This window comes from Mesorhizobium sp. L-2-11, from assembly GCF_016756595.1.
GTDB lineage: Bacteria > Pseudomonadota > Alphaproteobacteria > Rhizobiales > Rhizobiaceae > Mesorhizobium.
Genome location: NZ_AP023257.1, coordinates 2,403,075 through 2,425,192 on the forward strand (window position 1 = coordinate 2,403,075; position 22,118 = coordinate 2,425,192).

At 63.4% G+C, this 22,118-nt stretch carries 20 protein-coding genes; 4 read left to right on the top strand and 16 right to left on the bottom strand.

Features of this window, described 5'->3' with window-relative positions; translation table 11 throughout:
- Positions 1-339: 339 nt before the first annotated feature.
- Complete coding sequence (locus JG739_RS11570) at positions 340-1,539, bottom strand: IS256 family transposase (RefSeq protein ID WP_202362577.1); 1,200 nt, start codon at positions 1,537-1,539, stop codon at positions 340-342.
- Between the two features lie 457 nt (positions 1,540-1,996).
- Here JG739_RS11570 and JG739_RS11575 point away from each other — a divergent pair, with 457 nt between their 5' ends.
- Positions 1,997-2,377 (top strand): c-type cytochrome, encoded by a 381-nt coding sequence (locus tag JG739_RS11575; protein WP_202366571.1) that lies wholly within the window; start codon positions 1,997-1,999, stop codon positions 2,375-2,377.
- Between the two features lie 115 nt (positions 2,378-2,492).
- On the opposite strand, the gene gph is transcribed toward JG739_RS11575, so the two are convergent.
- From gph to JG739_RS11625, 10 genes are read right to left on the bottom strand one after another with little or no spacing between them, the layout of a single operon-like run.
- Positions 2,493-3,194, bottom strand: a complete 702-nt coding sequence (gene gph, locus JG739_RS11580; protein WP_202366572.1) for a phosphoglycolate phosphatase — start codon at positions 3,192-3,194, stop codon at positions 2,493-2,495.
- Positions 3,191-3,748 carry a thioredoxin family protein gene (locus JG739_RS11585; RefSeq protein WP_202366573.1) on the bottom strand — a complete coding sequence of 186 codons (558 nt, stop codon included), beginning with the start codon at positions 3,746-3,748 and terminating at the stop codon, positions 3,191-3,193. The genes gph and JG739_RS11585 overlap by 4 nt, the downstream gene beginning before the upstream one ends.
- A 21-nt stretch (positions 3,749-3,769) precedes the next feature.
- Entirely contained in the window at positions 3,770-4,456 is a 687-nt protein-coding gene (gene rpe, locus JG739_RS11590; protein WP_202366574.1) for a ribulose-phosphate 3-epimerase, read from the bottom strand.
- 60 nt (positions 4,457-4,516) lie between these two features.
- Positions 4,517-5,455 carry a CbbX protein gene (gene cbbX, locus JG739_RS11595; RefSeq protein ID WP_202366575.1) on the bottom strand — a complete coding sequence of 313 codons (939 nt, stop codon included), beginning with the start codon at positions 5,453-5,455 and terminating at the stop codon, positions 4,517-4,519.
- Between the two features lie 7 nt (positions 5,456-5,462).
- On the bottom strand, positions 5,463-5,897 hold the full coding sequence (locus JG739_RS11600) for a ribulose bisphosphate carboxylase small subunit (RefSeq protein ID WP_023797690.1): 435 nt from the start codon (positions 5,895-5,897) through the stop codon (positions 5,463-5,465).
- Positions 5,898-5,915: 18 nt separating this feature from the next.
- The gene (locus JG739_RS11605; RefSeq protein WP_370463524.1) at positions 5,916-7,409 is read right to left on the bottom strand and encodes a ribulose-bisphosphate carboxylase large subunit; all 1,494 of its coding nucleotides are present in this window, start codon (positions 7,407-7,409) and stop codon (positions 5,916-5,918) included.
- 21 nt (positions 7,410-7,430) lie between these two features.
- Complete coding sequence (gene fba / locus JG739_RS11610; protein ID WP_202366576.1) at positions 7,431-8,510, bottom strand: class II fructose-bisphosphate aldolase; 1,080 nt, start codon at positions 8,508-8,510, stop codon at positions 7,431-7,433.
- A 13-nt stretch (positions 8,511-8,523) separates the two neighbouring features.
- Complete coding sequence (gene tkt / locus JG739_RS11615) at positions 8,524-10,533, bottom strand: transketolase (protein ID WP_202366577.1); 2,010 nt, start codon at positions 10,531-10,533, stop codon at positions 8,524-8,526.
- 10 nt (positions 10,534-10,543) lie between these two features.
- On the bottom strand, positions 10,544-11,416 hold the full coding sequence (locus JG739_RS11620) for a phosphoribulokinase (protein WP_202366578.1): 873 nt from the start codon (positions 11,414-11,416) through the stop codon (positions 10,544-10,546).
- A 5-nt stretch (positions 11,417-11,421) separates the two neighbouring features.
- Entirely contained in the window at positions 11,422-12,483 is a 1,062-nt protein-coding gene (locus tag JG739_RS11625) for a class 1 fructose-bisphosphatase (RefSeq protein ID WP_202366579.1), read from the bottom strand.
- Positions 12,484-12,600: 117 nt separating this feature from the next.
- Between JG739_RS11625 and JG739_RS11630 the strand changes: the two genes are divergently transcribed.
- The gene (locus JG739_RS11630) at positions 12,601-13,557 is read left to right on the top strand and encodes a LysR family transcriptional regulator (RefSeq protein ID WP_202366580.1); all 957 of its coding nucleotides are present in this window, start codon (positions 12,601-12,603) and stop codon (positions 13,555-13,557) included.
- A 42-nt stretch (positions 13,558-13,599) separates the two neighbouring features.
- On the opposite strand, the gene JG739_RS11635 is transcribed toward JG739_RS11630, so the two are convergent.
- From JG739_RS11635 to JG739_RS11650, 4 genes are all read right to left on the bottom strand, one after another.
- Positions 13,600-14,175 (bottom strand): TetR/AcrR family transcriptional regulator, encoded by a 576-nt coding sequence (locus tag JG739_RS11635; RefSeq protein ID WP_446720548.1) that lies wholly within the window; start codon positions 14,173-14,175, stop codon positions 13,600-13,602.
- Between the two features lie 180 nt (positions 14,176-14,355).
- Positions 14,356-17,466 carry an efflux RND transporter permease subunit gene (locus JG739_RS11640; RefSeq protein ID WP_202366582.1) on the bottom strand — a complete coding sequence of 1,037 codons (3,111 nt, stop codon included), beginning with the start codon at positions 17,464-17,466 and terminating at the stop codon, positions 14,356-14,358.
- Positions 17,467-17,468: 2 nt separating this feature from the next.
- On the bottom strand, positions 17,469-18,581 hold the full coding sequence (locus JG739_RS11645; protein ID WP_202366583.1) for an efflux RND transporter periplasmic adaptor subunit: 1,113 nt from the start codon (positions 18,579-18,581) through the stop codon (positions 17,469-17,471).
- A gap of 35 nt (positions 18,582-18,616) precedes the next feature.
- Positions 18,617-19,030: a hypothetical protein gene (locus JG739_RS11650; RefSeq protein ID WP_202366584.1), complete on the bottom strand. Its 414-nt coding sequence runs from the start codon at positions 19,028-19,030 to the stop codon at positions 18,617-18,619.
- A gap of 465 nt (positions 19,031-19,495) precedes the next feature.
- Here JG739_RS11650 and JG739_RS11655 point away from each other — a divergent pair, with 465 nt between their 5' ends.
- On the top strand, positions 19,496-20,710 hold the full coding sequence (locus tag JG739_RS11655) for an integrase core domain-containing protein (protein WP_202362542.1): 1,215 nt from the start codon (positions 19,496-19,498) through the stop codon (positions 20,708-20,710).
- A 229-nt stretch (positions 20,711-20,939) separates the two neighbouring features.
- Here JG739_RS11655 and JG739_RS11660 read toward each other — a convergent pair whose 3' ends face one another.
- Positions 20,940-21,398: a nuclear transport factor 2 family protein gene (locus JG739_RS11660; RefSeq protein ID WP_202366585.1), complete on the bottom strand. Its 459-nt coding sequence runs from the start codon at positions 21,396-21,398 to the stop codon at positions 20,940-20,942.
- A gap of 120 nt (positions 21,399-21,518) precedes the next feature.
- Here JG739_RS11660 and JG739_RS11665 point away from each other — a divergent pair, with 120 nt between their 5' ends.
- A complete protein-coding gene (locus tag JG739_RS11665; protein ID WP_202366586.1) occupies positions 21,519-22,097 on the top strand; it encodes a TetR/AcrR family transcriptional regulator in 579 nt (192 codons plus the stop codon).
- Positions 22,098-22,118 lie beyond the last annotated feature (21 nt).

Consider the following 22,118-nt stretch of genomic DNA (forward strand, 5'->3'; position numbering starts at 1 on the left):
GAGGTGCCCATGGAAAACCGGAATGGTTTGAGGCTACGCGTTCGCCCGATGGCCGTCAACAACGGCGAATGGATGGTGGAGCCGATGCCGAACTCCGCCGGTTGCTTGCCCAGTCTTCCAGCGTTGGTGGTTGGCGAAAGCCGAAGCGGCATCCAATCTCCCCCCTTGCGGGGGAGATGTCCGGCAGGACAGAGGGGGGTGGGAAGGATCGCCAACTCTCGATTTAATCCAAGTTGTGTGCGTCAAGTTCTGCAAAAATGGCGTGGCATTCAGCGGTGACGTTGGCGTGTCCGCCGCGCAGCCCCCGTGTTTAGCGGAGCGGCGGACATGGCGGCCGCGTCAGGCGGCCAGTGCCCTCAGGTTCTCCTTCTTGTGCTCGCGCAGATGATCCATGTTGAGGTAGCGGGTCGCCTCGAGCCAGTTCTCGTGGATCTCCACCGCCAATGCCCGAACCAGCCGCAAACAGCTCTGCGGGTTGGGGAAGATGCGAACGACCAGGGTGCGCCGCTTGATCTCCTGGTTCAGCCGCTCCAGCATGTTCGTCGACTTCATGTGCTTGTGATGCGGCAGCGGCAGCCGATAGAAGCTCAGCGTCTCCTCGATGTTGTTCTCCACCCAATCCACCAGCTTCGGGTATTTGGCCTGCCATTTGGCGATCCACTGCGCCAGGTCGCGCTTGACCTCGGCGAGGTCGCGCCGGTCATAGAACCATCTGAGCTCCATCAGGCAGTCGTCATCGACCTTGCGCGGCACATAATCGAGCGCGTTTCTGAGGAAGTGCACGTAACAGCGCTGCCAGACTGCCTCGGGCAGGACTTCGCGGATCGCTGCCCTGAGCCCCGGATGGTCGTCGGAGACGACAAACTCGACGCCGGCGAGCCCGCGCTGCTTGAGCCCTGCCACGAACGCGCGCCAGCTCGAATGGCTTTCACGGTTGGCCAGCTCGACACCGAGCACCTGGCGCCGGCCTTCCCAGTCGACGCCGATCGCCACCAAGACGGCCTGGCTGGCGATCACGCCGGCCTCGCGCGCCCGCTCGTAGCGCGCGTCCAGAATGAGGTACGGGTAAGGTTCGGCAAGCCGCTGCTCAAAGAACGCCTTCAGCGCCTCATCCAGCCGCGCCGTCGCCTGGCTTACCGTCGAGGCCGAGAAGGAATGGCCGCACAGATCCTCGGTGATCGCCTTCACCTTGCGCGTCGACACGCCTTGCACGTACATCTCGACCAGCGCCGATACCAGTGCCTTCTCCGAGCGCTGGTAACGCTCAAACAACTCCGTCGAGAACCGGCCGGCCCGATCTTGCGGAACCCGAAGTTCCAGCACGCCAACCCGCGTCACAAGCTTGCGTTCGTAATAGCCGGACCGGTAACCAACCCGCTCCGTCGTCCGCTCGCCTTTCTCGGCCCCGATCGCCTCCGTCATCTCGGCTTCCAAAGCCTCCTGCACCACAGTCTGCAAAACTCTGCGGAAGCCGTCCTCATCCGACAACAGCAACGCTTTCAACTCGCCTCTGCTCAGTCTAACCTCTCGCTTGGTCATGGCACTTACCCTTCCACGGGAATCGGTGATCGCAACGTCACCAGCGTGCCATGGCCGCCCCTCGCCTCAGAGTAAGGGCTGTTCTCTCTCCAGAGCTTTTTGCAGAACCTTCAGAACACTATCTTAATCCATTCCCTACCGAAAACAGCCGGATGGCGTGGCTGTAATTGACTGACAGGCCGCGGGACAGCACCCCCCTCTGCCCTGCCGGGCATCTCCCCCGCAAGGGGGGAGATCGGCAGCGTCGCCGACTGCGCCACAGCAATTGGTCTGAAGCGACTGCCTTGAATTCGGGGTAACGGTTGACTTCCCCCATCTGCCGGGTAGCTTCCAGGATGCAGGCGCCGCAACTCCACAAGGGGACGCTCTCGCTCTGCATAAAACGACGCATGCCGATGATCAGACAAAGGCATGCGCAAATCGTCCAGGGCACCTTGACGATCAATGAGGAAATGCCATGCGTGCAATCGCATTTTTCGCCGTCGTGTCCGTTGCGACTGCTATCACGAACCAATCTCAGGCACAGGATGCCGCGGCGGGTGAGAAGGTCTTCGCCAAATGCAAGGCCTGCCACGTCGTCGATTCGGACAAGAACAAGATCGGTCCGTCATTGAGCGGCGTTATCGGCCGGACGGCCGGCACGCATCCGGGGTTCAAGTTCTCTAAACCCATGACCGAGGCGGGCGCATCCGGCGTCAAATGGGACGAAGCCACGCTGACAACCTATCTTCGCGACCCGAAGGCCATGATCAAGGGTACGAAGATGGCGTTTCCCGGTCTCAAGAAGGACGAGGATCTCGCCAACGTCATCGCCTATCTAAAGCAATACTCCAAATAACCCGGTTCTTCCCGGAAGGTTCTTCCCCCGGAAGTAACCCGGTTCTTCCGCAGGAAGTAACTTCGCCGGCCGTTCGTTACTGCGTTCGGCCGGCGCCCGCACTGGTTGGCGCCGGTCACGCGGCGTCTTGCAGCCTGCGCATCGCCGAAGGCAGGTCGAGCAAGCCGTCGCAAACCAGGTCGGCGCCAAGCTCTTCAACCGGAATTTGGGTGTAGCCGCCACGCAGCAGGATAGCCGGCATGGCGGCGGCGCGGGCGGCGGCCACGTCGGCGCCGCTGTCTCCGACCATCAGCGCGTCACGAGGCTCGACCTGAAGCTGGTCGAGCGCCAGCAGCAGAGCTTCGGGCGCCGGTTTCAAGGAGGTCACCGCGTCTCCGCCGACGATCGCGCCGAGATGCTCCGTCAGCCCGAAATGCAGCAGGATTTCGCGAGCCGCCAGCTGCGGCTTGTTGGTCACCACGCCCATGGCTATTCCGCTCAAATGGAAGTACGTGAGAACCTCCCTGACCCCAGGCATCAGCGTCGTCAGGCCGGTCAGATGTCTGCGGTAGATCGGCGCCATGGCGCGGTTGGCCTCGTCAAGCGCGCTGCCGAGCACCGGCGCGCCGGAAGCGGCGAAGGCGCGCTCGACCAGTTTTCTGACGCCGCCGCCGATCATCGCCCTGACCTGCTCCAGGCGCAGCGGCGGCAGATCATGGCCGGCCAGCAACTCGTTGACGGCGGCCGTTATGTCAGGCGCCGAATCGACCAGCGTGCCGTCAAGGTCGAACAGGATCGCTTTCGGCGATCGAAACCGCCTGCCTGCGCCGACGTTCATGCAGCATCCTTCCACTTGATCGAGCAGCCGATCGTAGCGATCTGGTCCAGCGGTCCGTCGCCGGTTCGGGCGATCTGTCTCATCGCCTCGAACAGGTCGCGTCTTAGTCCGGGCGGTCCCGCGTCGCGTCGCGCCGCGTCCAGCCGGCCGCGATATTGCAGCGTCAGCTCGCTGTTGAGCCCAAAGAAATCCGGCGTGCAAACGGCTCCATAGGCACGCGCCACCGTCTGGCGCTCGTCGTGGAGGTAGGGGAAAGTGAAGCCGTTCGCCTTGGCGAAAAGCTTCATGTTGTCGAAGGAATCATCCGGATAGGCGTCGGCATCGTTGGAGTTGATCGCGACAAAGCCGATGCCTTCGGGCTTGAGGTCGTTGGCATCGCGGACGATGCGGGAAATCGCCGCCTTCACATAAGGGCAATGGTTGCAGATGAAGGCCACGACCAGTCCGTTCGGGCCGGCGTGGCTGAAGATCGAATGCGATTTGCCGTCGACGCCGGGCAAAACGGCATCGATGGCTTGCCAGCCGAAATCGCAGACGGGTGGGATCGCCCCCATGTTGCCCTCCGATGAAATGGTTTACGCGGCTTTCCGGCTCGCGCCGTCGGCCGCCTGCCTGATGGCGCCGATATTGGTGCGATAGGCCGCCTCGCTGCCGCCCTTGAAAATGGCCGAGCCGGCGACCAGCACATTGGCGCCGGCCGCGGTGACCAGCGGGGCGGTCTCCGGGGTGACGCCGCCGTCGATCTCGATGTCGATCGGGCGATTGCCGATCAGCGCCTTGACCCGCCTGACCTTGTCGACGACCGCCGGAATGAACGCCTGGCCGCCGAAGCCCGGATTGACCGTCATCAGAAGCACCAGATCGAGCCGGTCGAGCACATATTCGATGACGCTTTCCGGCGTCGACGGGTTCAGCGACACGCCGGCCTTCTTGCCGAGATTTTTGATCGCCTGCAGCGAACGGTCGAGATGCGGCCCGGCCTCGGCATGCACGGTGATGATGTCGCAGCCGGCATCGGCGAAGGCGGCGAGATAGGCGTCGGCCGGCGCGATCATGAGATGGCAGTCGAAGACCTTGTCGGTTCGGTCACGAATTGCCTTGATCACCGGCGGGCCGAAGGTGATGTTGGGCACGAAATGGCCGTCCATCACGTCGAGATGGATCCAGTCGGCGCCCGCCCGGACGACCGCTTCGACCTCGTCGCCGAGCCGCGAGAAATCCGCAGAAAGCACCGAGGGCGCGATGATTGTCTTGGTACCCATGGTCGTCGGCTCCATTCCATCTTCGGTTTCCGGTCGCTGCACATCAACCGGCCCATCTTGTCAGCGCGGCTTCGTCTCCGGTTCGCCTTCGAGCTTGCCTTCCGCGAACACACGGCTGCCGCGAATATCGGATTCCTCAATGGTGATAAGGTCGGTTTTCGTCAACACCCGGTCGCGCGACGTGAAAAGCCGGTTGGCCTGGCGAAGCCGCGCCCGGTCGAGCCCATTGCGGACCGAGCGAGCGTTGGAGAAATGCGGCAGCCGCATGCGGATCGGCAGGTACTCTTCGAGCGCCTTGGCCGCCGCCTCGCTGAGACGGTAATTCTGTTCCGCCAGCATGATCTCGGCGATCGATTTGAGCTCGCCGACGCCGTAGTCGGGAAAATCGAGGTGATGGGCGATGCGCGAGCGCATGCCGGGATTGCTGTCGAAAAAGCGGTCCATCTTGTCCTTGTAGCCGGCAAGGATCACAACCAGATCGTCACGGTTGTTTTCCATGCATTGCAGCAGGATCTCGATCGATTCCTGGCCATAGTCGCGTTCGTTCTCGGGCTTGTAGAGATAGTAGGCCTCGTCGATGAAAAGCACCCCGCCCATGGCGCGCTTGATCACTTCGCGGGTTTTGGGCGCGGTGTGGCCGACATACTGGCCGACGAGATCGTCGCGCGTTACCGCGACCATGTGGCCTTCGCGGACATAGCCGAGACGATGCAGGATTTCGGCCATCCTGAGCGCTACGGTGGTCTTTCCGGTACCGGGATTTCCGGTAAAGTTCATGTGCAGCGTCGGCGCGCCCGAGGTCAGGCCGAACTTGCGGCGAAGCCGGTCGACCAGGAGCAGCGCCGCAATTTCGCGGATGCGGGTCTTGATCGGCTTCAGGCCAACGAGTTCGCGGTCGAGCTTGCCCAGCACCTCGTCGATGTTGGACGCCTCGAACTCGGCCTGCAGATCGACCGGCGCGTCCGGCGCGGCAGCGCCCCTTGCTATCGCGTCCAGCATGGTTCGGCTAGCTCCGCTCGCCTTCGGGCCTGTCGGTCGCATAAGGCACGATCGAATAGCCCTGGCTGCGACCGTCGCGCTCCTGGCGCAGCAGCCGGAACCCGGGTTCGTTGGGCGGCCGGTTGACGATGAACGACATGCGCGGCGCTTCCCAGCCCTTGCTCGAATCGAAGGCGGTGACCCGGACATACATGTTGGGCATGGCTTTGCGGCAATTGTTGACTTCAAGCAGGATGCCCGCCGGGTCCTTCAGGTCGAACATCGGGTTGCCGTACATTTCCCAGTAGGTGTTTCGCGGATGCGGATCGTCGGTGTACTCGACGCTGACCGCCCAGTGGTTTTTCAGCGCGTATTTGATCTGCGCCGAAATCTGCTCATCGGTCAGGTCGGGCAGGAACGAAAACTGTCCCTGCGTGACCTTGTTTCCCGGATTGGTCATCATGGCGACGGTTCCTTTCGTCTAGAAGCTGGGCGTTGCGGTTGGCACGAAGTCGGCGGTGTCGGTCGATTCGTAGTTGAAGGTGACGTCCTTCCAGGTCTCCAGGGCCGCCTTCAGCGGCGTGCACCATCTGGCCGCCTGCTCGAGGATTTGCGTGCCTTCGCGCAGATAGTCGCGGCCCTCGTTGCGGGCGAGGATCATCGCCTCCAAGGCGACGCGATTGGCCGTCGCGCCGGCCTGGATGCCGTCCGGGTGGCCGATCGTGCCGCCGCCGAACTGCAGGATGACGTCCTCGCCGAGATAATGGATCAGCTGGTGCATCTGGCCGGCATGGATGCCGCCCGAGGCGACGGGCATCACCTTGTTGAGCGAGGCCCACTCCTGATCGAAGAACAGCCCGGTTTCGAGGTTCTGCGGCGTGCGCTCCTCGCGCAGCGTGTCATAGAAACCCTTGATCATCAGCGGGTCGCCTTCCAGCTTGCCGACCACCGTGCCGGCATGGATGTGATCGACGCCGGCCATCCGCATCCATTTGCAGATGACGCGAAAATTCATGCCGTGGTTCTTCTGGCGCGAATAGGTCGAGTTGCCGGCGCGGTGCAGGTGTAGGATCATGTCGTTGCGGCGTGCCCACTTGGCCATCGACTGGATCGCCGTGTAGCCAATGACCAGGTCGATCATGATGATGCAGGAGCCAAGCTGTTTGGCGAATTCGGCGCGCTCGTACATCTCCTCCATCGTGCCGGCGGTGACGTTGAGATAATGGCCCTTGACTTCGCCGGTGGCGGCCGACGCCTTGTTCACCGCCTCCATGCAGTAGAGGAAGCGGTCGCGCCAGTGCATGAACGGCTGCGAGTTGATGTTCTCGTCGTCCTTGACGAAGTCGAGGCCACCCTTCAGCGCTTCGTAGACGACGCGGCCATAGTTGCGGCCTGACAGGCCGAGCTTCGGCTTGGTCGTCGCGCCGAGCAGCGGCCGGCCGAACTTGTCGAGCCGCTCGCGTTCCACCACGATACCGGTCGCCGGGCCCTGGAAGGTTTTGAGGTAAGCCACCGGAATACGCATGTCCTCGAGTCGCAAGGCCTTGACTGCCTTGAAGCCGAAGACGTTGCCGATGATCGATGCGGTCAGGTTGGCGATCGAGCCCGGCTCGAACAGGTCGAGGTCGTAGGCGATGTAGGCGAAGTACTGCTGCTCGACTTTGGTGCCGGGACCGGTGTTCGGCACCGGCTCGGATCTGAACGCCTTGGCGCGATAGAGTTCGCAGGCGGTCAGCCTGTCGGTCCACACCACCGTCCAAGTCGCGGTCGAGGATTCACCGGCAACCGCGGCGGCGGCCTCCTCGTGGTCGACGCCGGGCTGCGGCGTGATCCGGAACATGGCGATCAGGTCGGTCTCCTTGGGCCGGTAGTCCGGCTCCCAGTAGCCCATTTTCTTGTAGGGGATGACGCCAGACTTGTAGCGTTCGCTGCCCTCCTTGAGCGTGCCTGCTGACTGCATGTCGATCTTGTTCATGACAGGTCTCCTGTTCGCCGCTCAGGCGGCTTTCGCGGTTGCGATTTGCGGGTCGAGTTTTCCCGCGGCGTAACGTTTGGCCATCTCGTCCATGGCGATAACCTTGATCTTCGAGGCGTTGCCGGCGGTGCCGAAGCGTTCGAAGCGGTCGCGGCACAGGTCGCGCAGGGCGTCCATGGCCGGTTTCAGGAATTTGCGCGGATCGAATTCGCGCGGGTCCTCCGTCGCGACGCGGCGGAACTGCCCGGCCATGGCCATGCGGCAGTCGGTGTCGATGTTGACCTTGCGCACGCCGTAGCGGATGCCGCGCTCGATCTCCTCGACCGGAACGCCAAAGGTCTGGGGCATCTCGCCGCCATATCTGTTGATGACGTCCTGCAGTTCCTGCGGCACCGAGGAAGAGCCATGCATGACCAGATGCGTGTTGGGCAGCTTTTCGTGGATCGCTTCGATCACCTGCATGGCGAGGATGCCGCCGTCGGGCTTGCGGCTGAACTTGTAGGCGCCGTGCGAGGTGCCGCAGGCGATCGCCAGCGCGTCGACCTGGGTGGCGGTGACGAAGTCGACCGCCTGATCGGGATCGGTCAAAAGCTGGTCGTGCGAAAGCGCGCCTTCGGCGCCGTGGCCGTCCTCGGCCTCGCCCTGGCCGGTTTCCAGCGAGCCGAGCACGCCGAGCTCGCCTTCGACGGAAGCGCCGACCCAATGCGCCATGCGTGCGACACGTTCGGTGATGGCGACGTTGTAGTCGTAGCTCGCCGGCGTCTTGGCGTCCGCCATCAATGAGCCGTCCATCATCACCGAGGTGAAGCCGTGGCGGATCGCCGAAAGGCAGGTGGCTTCGTTGTTGCCGTGGTCCTGATGGATGCAGAGCGGAATGGCCGGATGCATTTCAGTCAACGCCTCCATCATCTTGGCCAGCATGATGTCGTTGGCATAGGAGCGGGCGCCGCACGAGGCCTGGATGATGACCGGCGCGTCGCAGGCCCTGGCCGCCTCCATGATGGCAAGGCCCTGTTCCATGTTGTTGATGTTGAATGCCGGAACGCCGTAGCCGTGCTCGGCGGCATGGTCGAGAAGCTGGCGAAGGGTGATGCGGGCCATTTTGGGGTCCTTCCTAGATGATGAGCTTCAGCGCCGCTGCGGCGACGGCTTCGGGCGTGATGTCGAAATGCCGGTAGAGATCCGGGGCAGGGGCGCTGGCGCCGAAACCGGCCATGCCGACGAAAGCGCCGGTGTCGCCGATCCAGCGGTCCCAGCCGAGCCGTGCTGCAGCTTCGACGGCGATGCGCGGCGCCGAGCCGAGAACGGTCTTGCGGGTGTCGGCATCCTGTTCCTCGAACAGCTCCCAGCATGGCATCGAGACGACCGCGGCGGCGATGCCGTGCTCGGCCTCGAGCCGCTCGGCGGCGGCAACGGCGATCTCGACCTCCGAGCCGGTGGCGATCAGCGTCACGGCGCGGTGCCCGGCTGGCTCGCGCAGGATGTAAGCGCCCCGGCTCGACCGGTTCTCGTCGCTATATGCTTGGCGCAGCATCGGCAGGTTCTGCCGCGAGAGCACCAGCACGCTCGGCCGGTTCTTGCTCTTCAGCGCCAGTTCCCAGCACTCCGCCGTTTCGATGATGTCGGCCGGCCGGAAGACGTTGAGGTTCGGCGTCGCCCGCAGCATCGCCAGGTGCTCGATCGGCTGGTGGGTCGGGCCGTCCTCGCCGAGGCCGATGGAATCATGGGTCATCACATAGATGACGCGCTGGCCCATCAGCGCCGAGAGCCGCATCGCGCCGCGGGCATAGTCGGCGAAGCACAGGAAGGTGCCGCCATAAGGCACGAAGCCGCCATGCAGCGCGATGCCGTTCATGGCCGCGGCCATGCCATGCTCGCGGATGCCGTAATGGATGTAGCGGCCGGCATAGGCACCAGGCGTTATGCGATCCATGCCCTTGGTGATCGTCAGGTTCGAATGCGTCAGATCGGCGGAGCCGCCGACGGTCAGCTCGGTTGCGGCGTTGATCGCAGCGAGCGCCATTTCGGAGGCTTTTCGCGTTGCGACCTTGGTCGCCTTTTCGACATGCTCCCTGCGGAAAGCGTCGAGCGCTTCGAAGACAGCGTCGGGCAGGGTGCCGGCGACCGCACGCTCGAAGGTCTCGCGCTGCGGTGAGGCGGCAAGCCGCTGCTCCCAGGCGTGCCGCGCCGCTTGCCCGCGCTCGGCAATTTCGCGCCAGGCGAACAGGATGTCGTCCGGCACCTCGAACGGCGCGCAGGCCCAGCCGATGTTTTCACGCGTCGCGGCGATCTCGGCATCGCCCAGCGGCGCGCCATGCGTCTTTTCCGAGCCGCCCAGATTGGGCGCGCCCTTGCCGATCACCGTGCGGCAGGCGATCAGCGACGGCCGGTCCGACTGCTGCGCCGCTTCGATTGCCGCAGCGACGGCTTCGGTATCGTGGCCGTCCACCGACTGGACATGCCATCCGGCGGCTTCGAACCGGGCCGGCTGGTCCATCGATGTCGACAGCGAAGTCGGTCCGTCGATCGAGATCGCATTGTCGTCCCAGAAGACGATCAGCCGGGCGAGCTTCAGGTGACCGGCAAGGTCGATCGCCTCGTGGCTGATGCCTTCCTGCAGGCAGCCGTCGCCGGCGATGGCGTAGGTGAAATGATCGACGAGATCGGCGCCATGGCGGGAAGCAAGCATGCGCTCGGCCAGCGCCATGCCGACGGCGGTCGAGATGCCTTGTCCAAGCGGGCCGGTCGTCGTCTCGATGCCAAGCGCATGGCCATATTCGGGATGTCCGGCGGTGCGGCTGCCCAGCTGGCGAAACCGCTGCAATTGCTCGATCGGCATGTCTTCGTAGCCGAGCAGGTAGTGCAGCGCATATTGCAGCATCGAGCCGTGCCCGGCCGAAAGCACGAAGCGGTCGCGATCGGGCCAGTTGGGCGCCGACGGATCGATGTTGATGAAGCGGCTGAACAGCACCGTGGCGACGTCGGCCATGCCCATCGGCATGCCCGGGTGACCGGAATTGGCCTTTTGGACGCTGTCCATTGCCAGCGCGCGAATGGCGTTCGCCATGTCGCGCTCCGAGACGGCGGCGACGGGCTTCAGGGCTGCTGCTGCTTGGCTGTTCATGGCGTCCTCCTCACGACACACGGTTCTTGCGTTCGATCAATTGCAGGATGAGCGGCGTCAGGATCAGCTGCATGGCGAGATCGAGCTTGTTGCCTGGAACCACTATGGAATTCGGCCGCGACATGAACGAGTCGTGGATCATCGAAAGCAGGTAGGGGAAATCGATGCCGCGCGGATTGGCGAAGCGGATGACCAGCATCGATTCGTCGGGCGTCGGAATCCAGCGCGCGATGAACGGGTTGGACGTGTCGACGATCGGCACGCGCTGGAAGTTGATGGCGGTCTGCGAGAATTGCGGGACGATGTAACGGACATAGTCCGGCATGCGGCGCAGGATGACGTCCATCACCGCCTCGGTGGAATAGCCGCGGGTTGCCCGGTCGCGATGGATCTTCTGGATCCATTCGAGATTTATGACCGGCACCACGCCGATCTTGAGGTCGGCGTGCCTGGCCAGGTTGATCTTATCGGTGACGACGCAGCCATGCAGGCCCTCGTAGAACAGCAGGTCGCTCGGAGGGAATTCGCGCCATTCGGTAAATTGTCCCGGCGGCGTGCCGTACTGCTTCTCCTCGTCCTCGTCATGGATGTAGGTGCGGGTCTTTCCGGTTCCGCGGCGGCCATATTCCTCAAACACCTCTTCGAGGATTGCGAGCTCGTTGGCCTCGGCATGGAAATGAGTGAAGTTCGGATTGCCGGCCTTCTCCTGCTCGGCCACCTTGACCTTCATCGTGGCGCGGTCGTAGCGATGGAAAGCGTCGCCTTCGATGAAGGCGGCGTCGATGTTCTCGCGCCGGAAGATCAGCTCGAAGATGCGCTTGACCGAGGTGGTGCCGGCGCCTGACGACCCGGTGATGGTGATGATGGGGTGCTTTGCCGACATGATGTTCAGGCCCTGAACAGGCCGCGGCGGCTGAACAGCGGCGCACGCTCGCCGATCGCGCTGGGTTCGATGTGGTAGCGGGTGATGCGTGCGACTTCGCGCGCCGATCCGAACACCACGGGCACGCGCTGGTGCAGGCTCTCGGGTTCGATTTCGAGGATGCGGGTGATCGTGTCGGTGGCGGCGCCGCCTGCCTGTTCGATGAGATAGGCGATCGGGTTGGCCTCATAGACGAGGCGCAGCCGTCCCTGGCGGTAACCCTTGCGCTTGTCGCCTGGGTACAGGAATACGCCGCCGCGCATCAATATGCGGTAGCAGTCGGCGACGAGGGAGGCGATCCAGCGCATGTTGAAGTCCTTTCCGCGTGGGCCTTCAGTGCCTTCGAGGCAGTCGTCGATGTAAAGCCGCACCGCCTCGTCCCAATGCCGGTAGTTGGCGGCGTTGATGGCGAACTCCTGGGTACGCTGCGGGATGATCCGGCTCTCGTAGGCCTGGACGAAGGTGCCGAGCCTGGTCGAGAGAACGAAGACATGCGTGCCGCTGCCGAGCGACAGAACCAGCGCCAGCTGCGGCTCGTAGATGAAGAAACCGGCGCCCAGCTGGTTCGCACCTGCCTGCAAAAAAACGGCGGCCGGATTTTCGTCCGGCGCGCCAGTTGCAGGGAGGCCAGCTGCAGGGAGGAGCGAGAAGATCGTTCCGATCGACACGTTGGTGTCGATGTTGGAAGAGCCGTCGAGCGGGTCGATGGCGATGGCGAGAGGCGCCTGGCTGTCGAGCAGGACCGGCTGCTCCAGTTCCTCGGAGGCGTAGAGCGCGACCGGAGCGTGGCGCATGGCATCGAGGAAGATGTCGTCGGCGAAGATGTCGAGATCCTTCTGGATGTCGCCGTCGGCATTGGCGCTGCGGGTCCTGGGAAAGGCAGTGCCGAGCACCCCCTGATTGATGGTGTTGCGGACCTTGGTGGCGGCCAGCGTCAGCTGGCGAACGGTGGCGACGACCGCGGAACGCAGTTCGTCGGGCGGGCCGAGATAGGAATTCAGAAATGCGTCGAGCGTTGCCGCTGGCATCGTAACCTCCCGATCCAGCCGCAAACTCCGGCCGGATTGGGGAATGAGAACAAACGGCGCGAGATAAGTAAAATTCAATAACTTTACTTTTGTGCTAAAAAAAATTTAGTATGGCCTATGAGAAACCTCACGCTCAAGCAATTCAAGACCGTTCAGGCCATCATTAGCCATGGAAAAATTGTTAGCGCGGCCAAGGTGTTAGGCTTGTCTCCTCCAGCGGTGACGATTCAGTTGCGGCAGGTCGAGGAGGAGTTCCAGTTGGCATTGTTCGACCGGACGTCGGACGGCATGCGTCCGACTGCCGCAGGTCTGGCCTTCGTCGAGACGGCGCAGGCGATCGAGGAGCGGCTTCGCCTGCTCGAAGACAAGATGGATGCGATCAAGGGCGTGCGTATCGGCAGCTTGCGGCTGGGGGTCGTTTCCACCGCTAAATATTTCGCGCCGCGGCTGATGGCCGGCTTCATGAAGGAACATCCCGACATCGATATGCGACTCGCCATCGGCAACCGCGCCGAAACCATCAACAGTCTGAAGAACCACGACATCGACATCGCGCTGATGGGACGCCCGGCGAGGGAAGTTCCGGTGCGTGCCTCGGTGTTCGGCGATCACCCGCTGGTTATCATCGCGCCGCCCGACCATAAGCTGGCCTCAGTGCGCGAGATATCCAAGGAGCGGATCGCCGAAGAGCATTTCCTCATCCGCGAGCCCGGTTCCGGCACGCGCATCTCGCTGGAAATATTTTTGAGCGACGTGCCCGGCCGCATCGACGACCTCGGCGTCGAGATGGGCTCGAACGAGACGATCAAGCAGGCGGTGATGGCCGGGCTCGGCATCGCCTTCATCTCCGCCCACACCATCGCCGCCGAAACCGAAGCCGGCCGGCTGGTCATCCTCGACGTCGTCGGCATGCCGATCCGCCGGCAATGGTTTTCGGTGATGCGCAGCGATCACGCGATCTCGCCGGCGATGGCGACGTTCCACGATTTCCTGATGCGCAAGGGCGCGATGTACCTGCCGCTGTTTGGCAAGCTCTATCCACACGAAGGACCGGACACTAGAGGTCGCGTCTGAATTGAGGACGGAACGCCGCTGGCAGCCGCCTTCCCAGGCCGCCTAGTTCGATGTGCCGAGAGCTTTCAGGACAAAGCGAATCTGCGTGCGCAGGCCCGCTTCGGTGTCTTCGCCGTGTTGAACGCAGTGCTCGATCAGAATCGGGTGGAAGAACGGCGTGAACGCGGTATTGACCGCACGCGCCGCTTCTGCCGGGTCCTCGACCTTGAGTTCGCCCGCCTCGGTCCCCTCGCGAATGATCGCCTCAAGGATTCTCAACATTCGCTCGACATGCGCCTTGATGACCGCCCGATTCCCGCGCATGGCGGCGACGATCAAGTCGTGCATGCTTCTTTCCTTGATCAATTTCGTCTTGTTGTGCCGGTGAACGGCGGTTAGGAGCCGGTCGAGTTTCTCCAAGGCCGGGACGTTGGTGCGTGCGATCGCAACGGCGATGTCCGCGACCTCGTTCACGACCAGCCTGCAGATGGACTCGTTGATTGCCTCCCTGGAGGAAAAGAAACGGTAGACGTTCGCCCGGCTCATGCCGAGTTCGGAGGCGATGTCGGCTATCGACGTCTTATGGTAGCCGATGCGGCGAAAATGCTCCTCCGCCACCTCGAGGATGCGAGCGCGCACCTCGTCGGGATCCGTTCGCGTTCCGACCGGATGATTCATGGATGTCTCCAGAACTGATGATGGATCTGCCGGGCTCGCCCGGAACGATCATTTGCAAGCGGTAAGGTCGTGCGACTGGCCCTGCGTATGTTCAGGCAAAGCCAGCGGCGAAATCTGATCCGCCTGCTCGACAACAGGGCCCTATTCAGCAGCAATTGCCGTGTGCATTTCCAGTTCCTCCGCCGCGCCCTCACAGACCTCGTCAGCAGTCGGCTTGATCCGGAACCACGCGGCGTAGAGCGCGGGAAGGAAGAGCAGGATCAGCGCCGTACCGACCGCCGTGCCGCCGATCAGCGTATAAGCCATCGATCCCCAGAAGACGGAGTGCGTGAGCGGGATGAAGGCCAGCACGGCGGCGAGGGCCGTCAGGATCACGGGCCTGGTGCGTTGCACCGTGGCCTCGATGAGCGCGTGATAGTCGTCAAGGCCGGCGGCGCGGTTCTCCTTGATCTGTTCGGTCAGGATCAGCGTGTTGCGCATCAGTATGCCGGCCAGTCCTATCAGGCCGAGAATGGCGTTGAACCCGAAGGGCTGGTTGAAGGTGAGCAGCATCGGCACCACGCCGACAAGGCCAAGCGGCGCCGTCAGCATGACCATGGCCATCGTCGAGAACGATCGCACCTGCAGCATGATGACGATCAGCATGGCGGCGATCATGGCCGGAAAGACCTTGCCCAGCGCGGTGTTGGCCTTTTCAGCCTCCTCGATCGATCCGCCCAGTTCGATGCGATAGCCGGCCGGAAGGGATGCGATCAGCGGCTGAAGGGCCGTCATGATCTGCTTGGAAACCTCCGGAGGCTGCGTCGCCTCGTTGATATCCGAGCGGATCGTGACGACGGGCGTGCGATCGCGGCGCTTCAGGATCGGCTCTTCCAGGCGGATTTCCGAATGGCCGATCTGGTCGAGCGGAATCTGCCGGCCGTCCCTGCTCATCAGCGAGAAATCCGCCAGCCGCGCCGGATCCAGCCGCTCTTCGCCGGCGCTGCGTGCCACGATGGGGACATTGCGGATGTCCTCGCGGACCTGCGTGACGGGAATGCCGGTGAGGAGGAACTGGAGCTGCTGGCCGACCTCTGCCGGCGACAGGCCGATGAGGTTCAGTCGATCCTGATCGGGGACGAAACGGAGCACGGGCGTGCGATTGCCCCAGTCGCGGCTGGCCTGCCGCACGTCAGGGACGCCCCGCATGATGTCGAGGGCCTTTTCTGAAATGCTATAGAGTTGCGCGGGATCGGGTCCCATGACACGGAACTCGACCGGGAACGGCGTGTAGGGTCCGAACACGAGCTGCGTGACGCGGATATTGGCCTCAGGCGCAAGGCCCTGTGACACCGCCTCTCTGAGCCGGTGCTTCAACACTTCGCGCGCCTCGGCGTCCGGCGTCAGCACGACGATCTTGGCGAAGGCGGGATCCGGCAGTTCCGGCGCCATCGCGAAGAAGAAGCGGGGTGCGCCCTGACCGACATAGCTGGTGACGATCTTGGCTTCGGGCTGGTCGTGGAGCCAGTGTTCCAGCTTCTCTACCGTGGCGGTCGTCGTCTCGATGCTGGCGCCTTCCGGCAGGCGAACCTCCACCAGCACTTCGGGGCGGTCGGATGTCGGGAAGAACTGCTGTTTGAGGGAGCCCATGCCGACAACGGAAAGCGCGAAGGCGATGGCGACGATGCCGGAGGTTGCGAACTTATGGCGCACGGCAAAGGTGATGAGCCGTCGCAGGCGCCGATAGTTCGGCGTGTCGTAGATCGCATGGGTGCCGCCTTCGACCGGCTTGATCTCGGGCAGCATCTTGACGCCGAGATAGGGCGTGAAGACCACAGCGACGATCCAGGAGACGATAAGGGCAAACCCCACCACCCAGAAGATGTTGCCGGCGTATTCGCCGGCCGTCGAGCGCGCAAAGCCCACCGGCAGGAAGCCGGCGACGGTCACGAGTGTACCCGACAGCATCGGCGCCGCGGTGTGGCTCCACGCATAGGCCGCCGCCTTGATGCGGTCCATGCCCTCCTCCATCTTCACCACCATGACCTCGATGGCGATGATGGCGTCGTCGACGAGAAGACCGAGCGCCAGGATGAGGGCGCCGAGCGTGATGCGATCGAAGAACCGGCCGGTTTCCAGCATGATGAGGAAGACGACGGCAAGCGTCAGCGGGACGGCCGCCGCCACGACGATGCCGACGCGCCAGCCCAGACTGAGCAGGCTGACCAGCAGCACCACGCCAAGCGCCATCGCGAATTTCATCATGAACTCGTCGACCGCCGAGGTGATGTTGACGGCCTGATCGGTCACCTTGTCGAGGGTCATCCCGAGCGGCAGTGTCTGGGCGATGGCCGCAGTCCTGTCCTCCAGCGCCTTGCCGAGCGCGAGACCGTCCCAGCCCTCCTGCATCACCGCCGCGAGCATGATCGTCGGCTCGCCCTGGCGTCGGATGAGGTATTTGGCAGGGTCTTCATAGCCGCGGCGGACCTCGGCGACGTCGGAGAGTTTCAGTGTTCGCCCCGAAGCGACGATCGGCGTCTCGGCAATCGCCTGGACACTGTCGTAAGCGCCGTCGACCCGGATGAAGATTTGCGGCCCATGGGTGTCGATCGAGCCCGCCGGTGTGACGGTGTTCTGCCGCTGCAGGGCGCCGACGATGTCCTGTGCCGACACGCCGAGGGTCGCCAGTCTGGCATAGGAGAACTCGACGAATATCTGTTCGGGACGCTCACCGAGGATGTTGATCTTCTTGACGCCGGGGACGTGCAGGAGGTCCTGGCGGATCGCCTCGGCCTGCCTGGCCAGCTCACGCATCGGCATGCCCTTGGCCTTCAGCGCATAGAGGGCGAAGCTCACGTCGGAATATTCGTCGTTGACGAAGGGGCCGAAGACGCCCGACGGCAGGTTGCGGGCTTCATCCCCGAGCTTCTTGCGGGCCTGGTAGAACTCCTCCTGCACGACGGATGGCGGTGTGCTGTCCTTCAGCGTAACTGTCATATACGCATAACCCGGCCGAGTGGTCGTCTCCACCCGGTCGTACCAGGTCAACTCCTGAAGGCGCTTTTCCAACGGTTCGGCGACGAGGTCCTGCATCTCGCGCGCCGTGGCACCCGGCCATGCCGTCGTGACCGTCAGCGTCTTGATGGTGAAGTTGGGGTCCTCTGCCCGCCCGAGCATGACGAAAGCGTAGGCGCCGGCGGCCACCAGCAGGAGGATGAAGAACAGGGTGACCGCCCGTTCGCGGACGGCGATCGCGGAAAGATTGAGGTTCATCGTCAGTTGCCCTCGCTTTGGGACGCAGTCCTGACGTGAGCGCCTTCCTGCAGGAGATGAGCGCCGAGCGAAACGATAGGATCGTCGGAGTTCAGTCCGGAGATCACGGCGTTTTCGCTGCTCACCCGAACAAGCTTGACCGGCCGAAAGCGCACGGTCGAAGTGGCGCGGTCCAAGACCCAGACGCCGGTCTTCTCGCCGTCATCGAGCACGGCTCCCAGCGGCACCTGGACTTCAGGCTGGTGTGCCTGGCTTGCAAGCCGAATGGTCACCGTCGCGCCAAGCAGTGCTGCCGCAGCCTCTCCGTCGAGCACGTAGCGCGCCTCATAGGTACGGGTCTGGGCGTCGGCGGAATCCGACAGTTGCCGGAGATGTGCCGTATAGCGACGGCCATTGCCCCCATACACGCTGGCCTCGGCCGCCGAGCCGAGCGCCGGCCGGATTGTTTCGGGTAGCGCGACCACCGCTTCGCGCGGGCTGGCGTCAGCGATCCGAACCACTGTCTGGCCGGAGGGGACGACCTGCCCCGGCTCGCCAAGCGTTTCGACCACCGTTCCATCCGCGTCCGCCACCAGGACCGCGTAAGTCGCCTCGTTCTCGGCGACCCGTGCTTCGGCTTCAGCGGCGGCAAGCTGTGCCGTTGCGGTATCCAGCGTGGCCTTCGCCTGCTCGTAACGCTGCGGGGTTGCGGCCAGTTCCTTCTGGACAAGAACGGCATAGCGCTTTTCGTCCGCACTCGCCTGCACCAGGACGGCGCGTGCCGCAGCAACGGCGTTGCGCTTGGCGGTGAGCGCAAGGGCCAGATCGGTGTCGTCGATCCGCAGCAGCGGTTGGCCCGCCTTGACCCGTTCACCGACATTCACAAGCCGCTGCACGATCTTGCCGGCGACGCGAAAACCGAGATTGCTCTCAACCTTCGCTCCGATGATGCCTGTGAAGCTGCGTTCTGATGCGGTCACAGGTGCCGCGGTCACCAGTCTGACGATCGGCGGTTCCTGCCTCGGGTCGTCTACGGCGGAGGCTCGCTGCGTAGGAATGGCAAGTGTGGCGAATGCCGCCGCTCCTGACATCGCGATCAGCACGCCCCCCAGCACAACAGCGGGTCTCTTTTTCACGTTCGTCGCCTCCCAAGAAAGATTGCGTTTGACCTTTACATCGGCCCGGCGGACGCGAGCCCAGCAGCACGCAGGCTGCCGTCTGCAAGGCGGATCGGTGCATTGGCGTCGGCGCGCATGCCGGTCTCGGACGACACCGTCACCTTCTCGCCGGACCGCGAGAACGCGTAGAGCGGGCCGCGGTGGCCCGGCATCGAAAAGGCCACCGAGTCGCCGTCGGCGAGCCCCATGACGACGCGCTGCGGATCGCCGCCGGTCTTCGGCGCGAAGGTGGCGGTGACCTCCAGGAGGTCGCGCTCGGCCGGGACGTAATAGACGACCATGTCGAGGTGTCCCTCGTGCAGGCTGCCGGCTTCGATCGGGCGTCCTATGGTGGCTTCATCGGCAAACGCCGGGGCGGCAAGAAACAGGGCGGCCAAAACCGAGGCGCTCAGGGTGTTGCGGATCATCTCGTATCTCCTTCTTGTTAGATTGCGTTCGAACTCTATAACTGAGTTAGATTACGAATGCAATCTAAAAAATGAAAAAATTGATGATGCGTGGGAGGTGCTGCAGAAAACCGCGAAACGGCGAGGGCGGCTTGCTATCCGCAGATCAGAGCGGGATGACCTTGGGCAAGCGGAACACTCTAAAGTTGGCCTGAATTCGCGGCATCACGCTTTTGCGGGCATTGGCGCTGCCCCTCACCTGCCTGCCGGCATCCTCTTCCCGTATAGTGACGGGGAGAGGGGCGCTGTCGTCGCCGGTTTCGCCAATCGCCGGCGTTGCAAGAAGGGCGCCGAGACTGCGGCCGGCTTCTTTCTCCCCGTCACTATACGGGGAGAAATGCCCGGCTGTCCGAACCGGATAGATAGGTAACAGAGTAGACCGATTGCATAGGTGACAGTTTTCTTGTCCGCCGGGAGGTACCGGCGATGGTTTGGCGAGAGACTGACATCATGGACGAGCGGTTGAGGTTTATAGTGGATTGCCTTTCGGGAGAGGAGACGATGACGGCTGTTTGCGAGCGGTACGGGATATCGCGCAAGATCGGCTACAAGTGGCTTGGTCGTTACCGGGAGTTCGGCCCGGAAGGTTTGCATGATCTGCCGCGAGCGCCGCTCAATCACGGCCGCGCGACCGCTGCCGATCTGGTTGAGCGGATCGTTGCGCTGAAGGAGGCGCATCCGGCATGGGGGCCCAAGAAGATCATCGGGCGGCTCAAGCGTGAGGCGCCGTCGCACCCGTGGCCGGCGATCTCGACGGCCGGCGAGATTCTGAAGCGCCACGGCCTTGTCGGCCGGCGGCGGGGGCGCTGGAGAGCTGTGGGCAACGGCCCCTGGCCAGATGCGCAAAGGCCGAATGCGGTGTGGACGGGCGACCACAAGGGCTGGTTCCGGACCCGTGACGGGTGGCGCTGCGAACCGTTGACAGTGCTGGATGCGTGGAGCCGCTACCTGTTGGCGCTCGAAGCGACGGGTTCGACGGCAGATGAGGAGGCCTGGCCGGTGTTCGAACGGCTGTTTGAGGAGCATGGTCTGCCGGATCGGTTCAGAAGCGACAATGGTTCACCCTTCGCGTCGGCCGGCGTCACCGGGCTGACGCCGCTTGCGGTGCGCTTCATCAAGCTCGGCATCGCGCTGGAGCGGATCGCGCCCGGCAAGCCTCAGCAGAACGGCTGCCACGAGCGCTTTCACCTGACCATGTTGCCGCTGGCCAAGGCGCCTGAGATCGACAGACAGGCGCAGAGCCAGGCTTTCGACGCCTTCCGTCGCGAGTACAATGAGGAGCGTCCGCATGAGGCGCTCGGCATGGACACGCCGGCCGAATACTACCGCGGTAGCGAGCGGCAAATGCCGGCCAACGTGCCCGAGCCCGACTATCCGGCCGAGGCCGCAGTCAGGCGCGTGCGCAACAATGGCGCGATCAAGTGGCAGGGCGGCGAGATCTATGTCTCGGCCTCGCTTGCCGGCGAGCCGGTCGCCGTCGAAGAAACCGAAACCGGCGAATGGGCCTTACGCTTCTACGCCCACCCGCTCGGCCACATCGATCTCAAGCGAATGCGCCTGGTCCGCCGCAGCGCCTTGCAACCCCGACCAGCCGGCGCTGCGGCGGACACCACTGCGCAGGAGAAGGGGGGAAAACTGTAACCTATGTATCCGGTTCAAACTGTTACCTATCTATCGGCTGGACACGGCAGGGCAATGAGGGGCGGCGCCGACTTCGAAAAATGGTGGTCGCCACTAAAGTTGGAAACGGCCATTCGTCTGACGCAATTGCACCAAGAGCATGCTGATGGGGCCGTCTGCGGGCGATGCCCGGCATGGCCACGGGCTAGCGTACCCGCGGTTACGCTGCGGGCCGCTGACTGCGCTTCTGCTAGCCAACAATTGGTTCGGCGACAGCTTCTTCGAGACCCGATGCCGCCTGGGCGGCGAGACCGCGGGCTGCTGCTTGGGAATCATAGAATTCCTCAAGTGCATAGACTTTTCCCCAGCGCAGGGTGAATACGTGGAGACCGCTGTTGACGTAGGAGGCGTCGCCGTTGAGCAGCGTCGCGGTGCCGTCCCACTGGGCAAATACGGTCGTATGCCACGGCCAGCCCGTCACCCAGACGTGGTTCACCGTGAGATGGAGATTGGGCAGGACACGGCCGAGGCGCTCAAACCAGCGGCGCACCGCTTGCTTGTCGTGGCGCTCACCACCGAGCGCGTGGTCGCCGGAAACGCGGTGATAGACATGCGGCACGAGTGCCTTCACCGCCTCATCCCAGCGATGGTTGTTGACGTGGTCGAAGCTCTGCCGGATCGATTTCTCGACGATATAACTGTATAGCATTTGACCTCTCCTCCAAACTTCGATGCGTGATCCTGGGCACCGTGCGCAGCCAAATTAGATTGCGTTCGAATTCTATATCTGCTATAGATGTCGAACGCAAGCTAATTAAGGAGGTCGACGATGCGTGTGAGTCGCGTTCAGGCGGCGGAAAACCGCGAAACCGTGATCAATGTGGCAAGCCGGCTTTTTCGGGAGCGCGGCTTTGACGGCATCGGCCTCAAAGACCTGATGGAGGCTGCCGGTCTGACCCAGGGCGCGTTCTACAAGCAGTTCGCCTCCAAGAACGATCTGGCGGTGCAGGCGTCGAGGCGGGCGATGGAGAGCGCCACGCTGCGGTGGTCGGCCGCGACTGCGGCAAAATCCGAGGATCCGCTTGGCGCGGTGATCGCATTCTACCTCAGTATGGACCATCGCGGAGAAAAGATGGACGGCTGCCCGATTGTCGCGCTCGGTTCGGATGCCGCCAGGCAGGGCAGCGACGTGAAAGCGTCGTTCGAAGCCGGGATCAAGGAGCATCTCGAAGTCCTCAGCCGTTTCATTGCCGAGGCCAAGGGTGAGGAGCCCGACAGAAAGGCCATGGCCATTCTCTCGACGATGGTCGGTGCGCTGACCCTATCGCGCGTTGTCAACGACCCGGACCTCGCCCAGGCCTTTCTGGACGCGGCGACCGAACAGGTTCGCGAAGCAGCCGCCGCTTGAACGGCGTGCGCAGCGCTGGCG

What these genes read in the sequence shown, in the direction of transcription:
- JG739_RS11570 (WP_202362577.1), bottom strand. Translation starts at nt 1,539, where the DNA reads ATGACCAAGCGAGAGGTTAGACTGAGCAGAGGCGAGTTGAAAGCGTTG.
- JG739_RS11575 (WP_202366571.1), top strand. Translation starts at nt 1,997, where the DNA reads ATGCGTGCAATCGCATTTTTCGCCGTCGTGTCCGTTGCGACTGCTATC.
- gph (WP_202366572.1), bottom strand. Translation starts at nt 3,194, where the DNA reads ATGAACGTCGGCGCAGGCAGGCGGTTTCGATCGCCGAAAGCGATCCTG.
- JG739_RS11585 (WP_202366573.1), bottom strand. Translation starts at nt 3,748, where the DNA reads ATGGGGGCGATCCCACCCGTCTGCGATTTCGGCTGGCAAGCCATCGAT.
- rpe (WP_202366574.1), bottom strand. Translation starts at nt 4,456, where the DNA reads ATGGGTACCAAGACAATCATCGCGCCCTCGGTGCTTTCTGCGGATTTC.
- cbbX (WP_202366575.1), bottom strand. Translation starts at nt 5,455, where the DNA reads ATGCTGGACGCGATAGCAAGGGGCGCTGCCGCGCCGGACGCGCCGGTC.
- JG739_RS11600 (WP_023797690.1), bottom strand. Translation starts at nt 5,897, where the DNA reads ATGATGACCAATCCGGGAAACAAGGTCACGCAGGGACAGTTTTCGTTC.
- JG739_RS11605 (WP_370463524.1), bottom strand. Translation starts at nt 7,409, where the DNA reads ATGAACAAGATCGACATGCAGTCAGCAGGCACGCTCAAGGAGGGCAGC.
- fba (WP_202366576.1), bottom strand. Translation starts at nt 8,510, where the DNA reads ATGGCCCGCATCACCCTTCGCCAGCTTCTCGACCATGCCGCCGAGCAC.
- tkt (WP_202366577.1), bottom strand. Translation starts at nt 10,533, where the DNA reads ATGAACAGCCAAGCAGCAGCAGCCCTGAAGCCCGTCGCCGCCGTCTCG.
- JG739_RS11620 (WP_202366578.1), bottom strand. Translation starts at nt 11,416, where the DNA reads ATGTCGGCAAAGCACCCCATCATCACCATCACCGGGTCGTCAGGCGCC.
- JG739_RS11625 (WP_202366579.1), bottom strand. Translation starts at nt 12,483, where the DNA reads ATGCCAGCGGCAACGCTCGACGCATTTCTGAATTCCTATCTCGGCCCG.
- JG739_RS11630 (WP_202366580.1), top strand. Translation starts at nt 12,601, where the DNA reads ATGAGAAACCTCACGCTCAAGCAATTCAAGACCGTTCAGGCCATCATT.
- JG739_RS11640 (WP_202366582.1), bottom strand. Translation starts at nt 17,466, where the DNA reads ATGAACCTCAATCTTTCCGCGATCGCCGTCCGCGAACGGGCGGTCACC.
- JG739_RS11650 (WP_202366584.1), bottom strand. Translation starts at nt 19,030, where the DNA reads ATGATCCGCAACACCCTGAGCGCCTCGGTTTTGGCCGCCCTGTTTCTT.
- JG739_RS11655 (WP_202362542.1), top strand. Translation starts at nt 19,496, where the DNA reads ATGGTTTGGCGAGAGACTGACATCATGGACGAGCGGTTGAGGTTTATA.
- JG739_RS11660 (WP_202366585.1), bottom strand. Translation starts at nt 21,398, where the DNA reads ATGCTATACAGTTATATCGTCGAGAAATCGATCCGGCAGAGCTTCGAC.
- JG739_RS11665 (WP_202366586.1), top strand. Translation starts at nt 21,519, where the DNA reads ATGCGTGTGAGTCGCGTTCAGGCGGCGGAAAACCGCGAAACCGTGATC.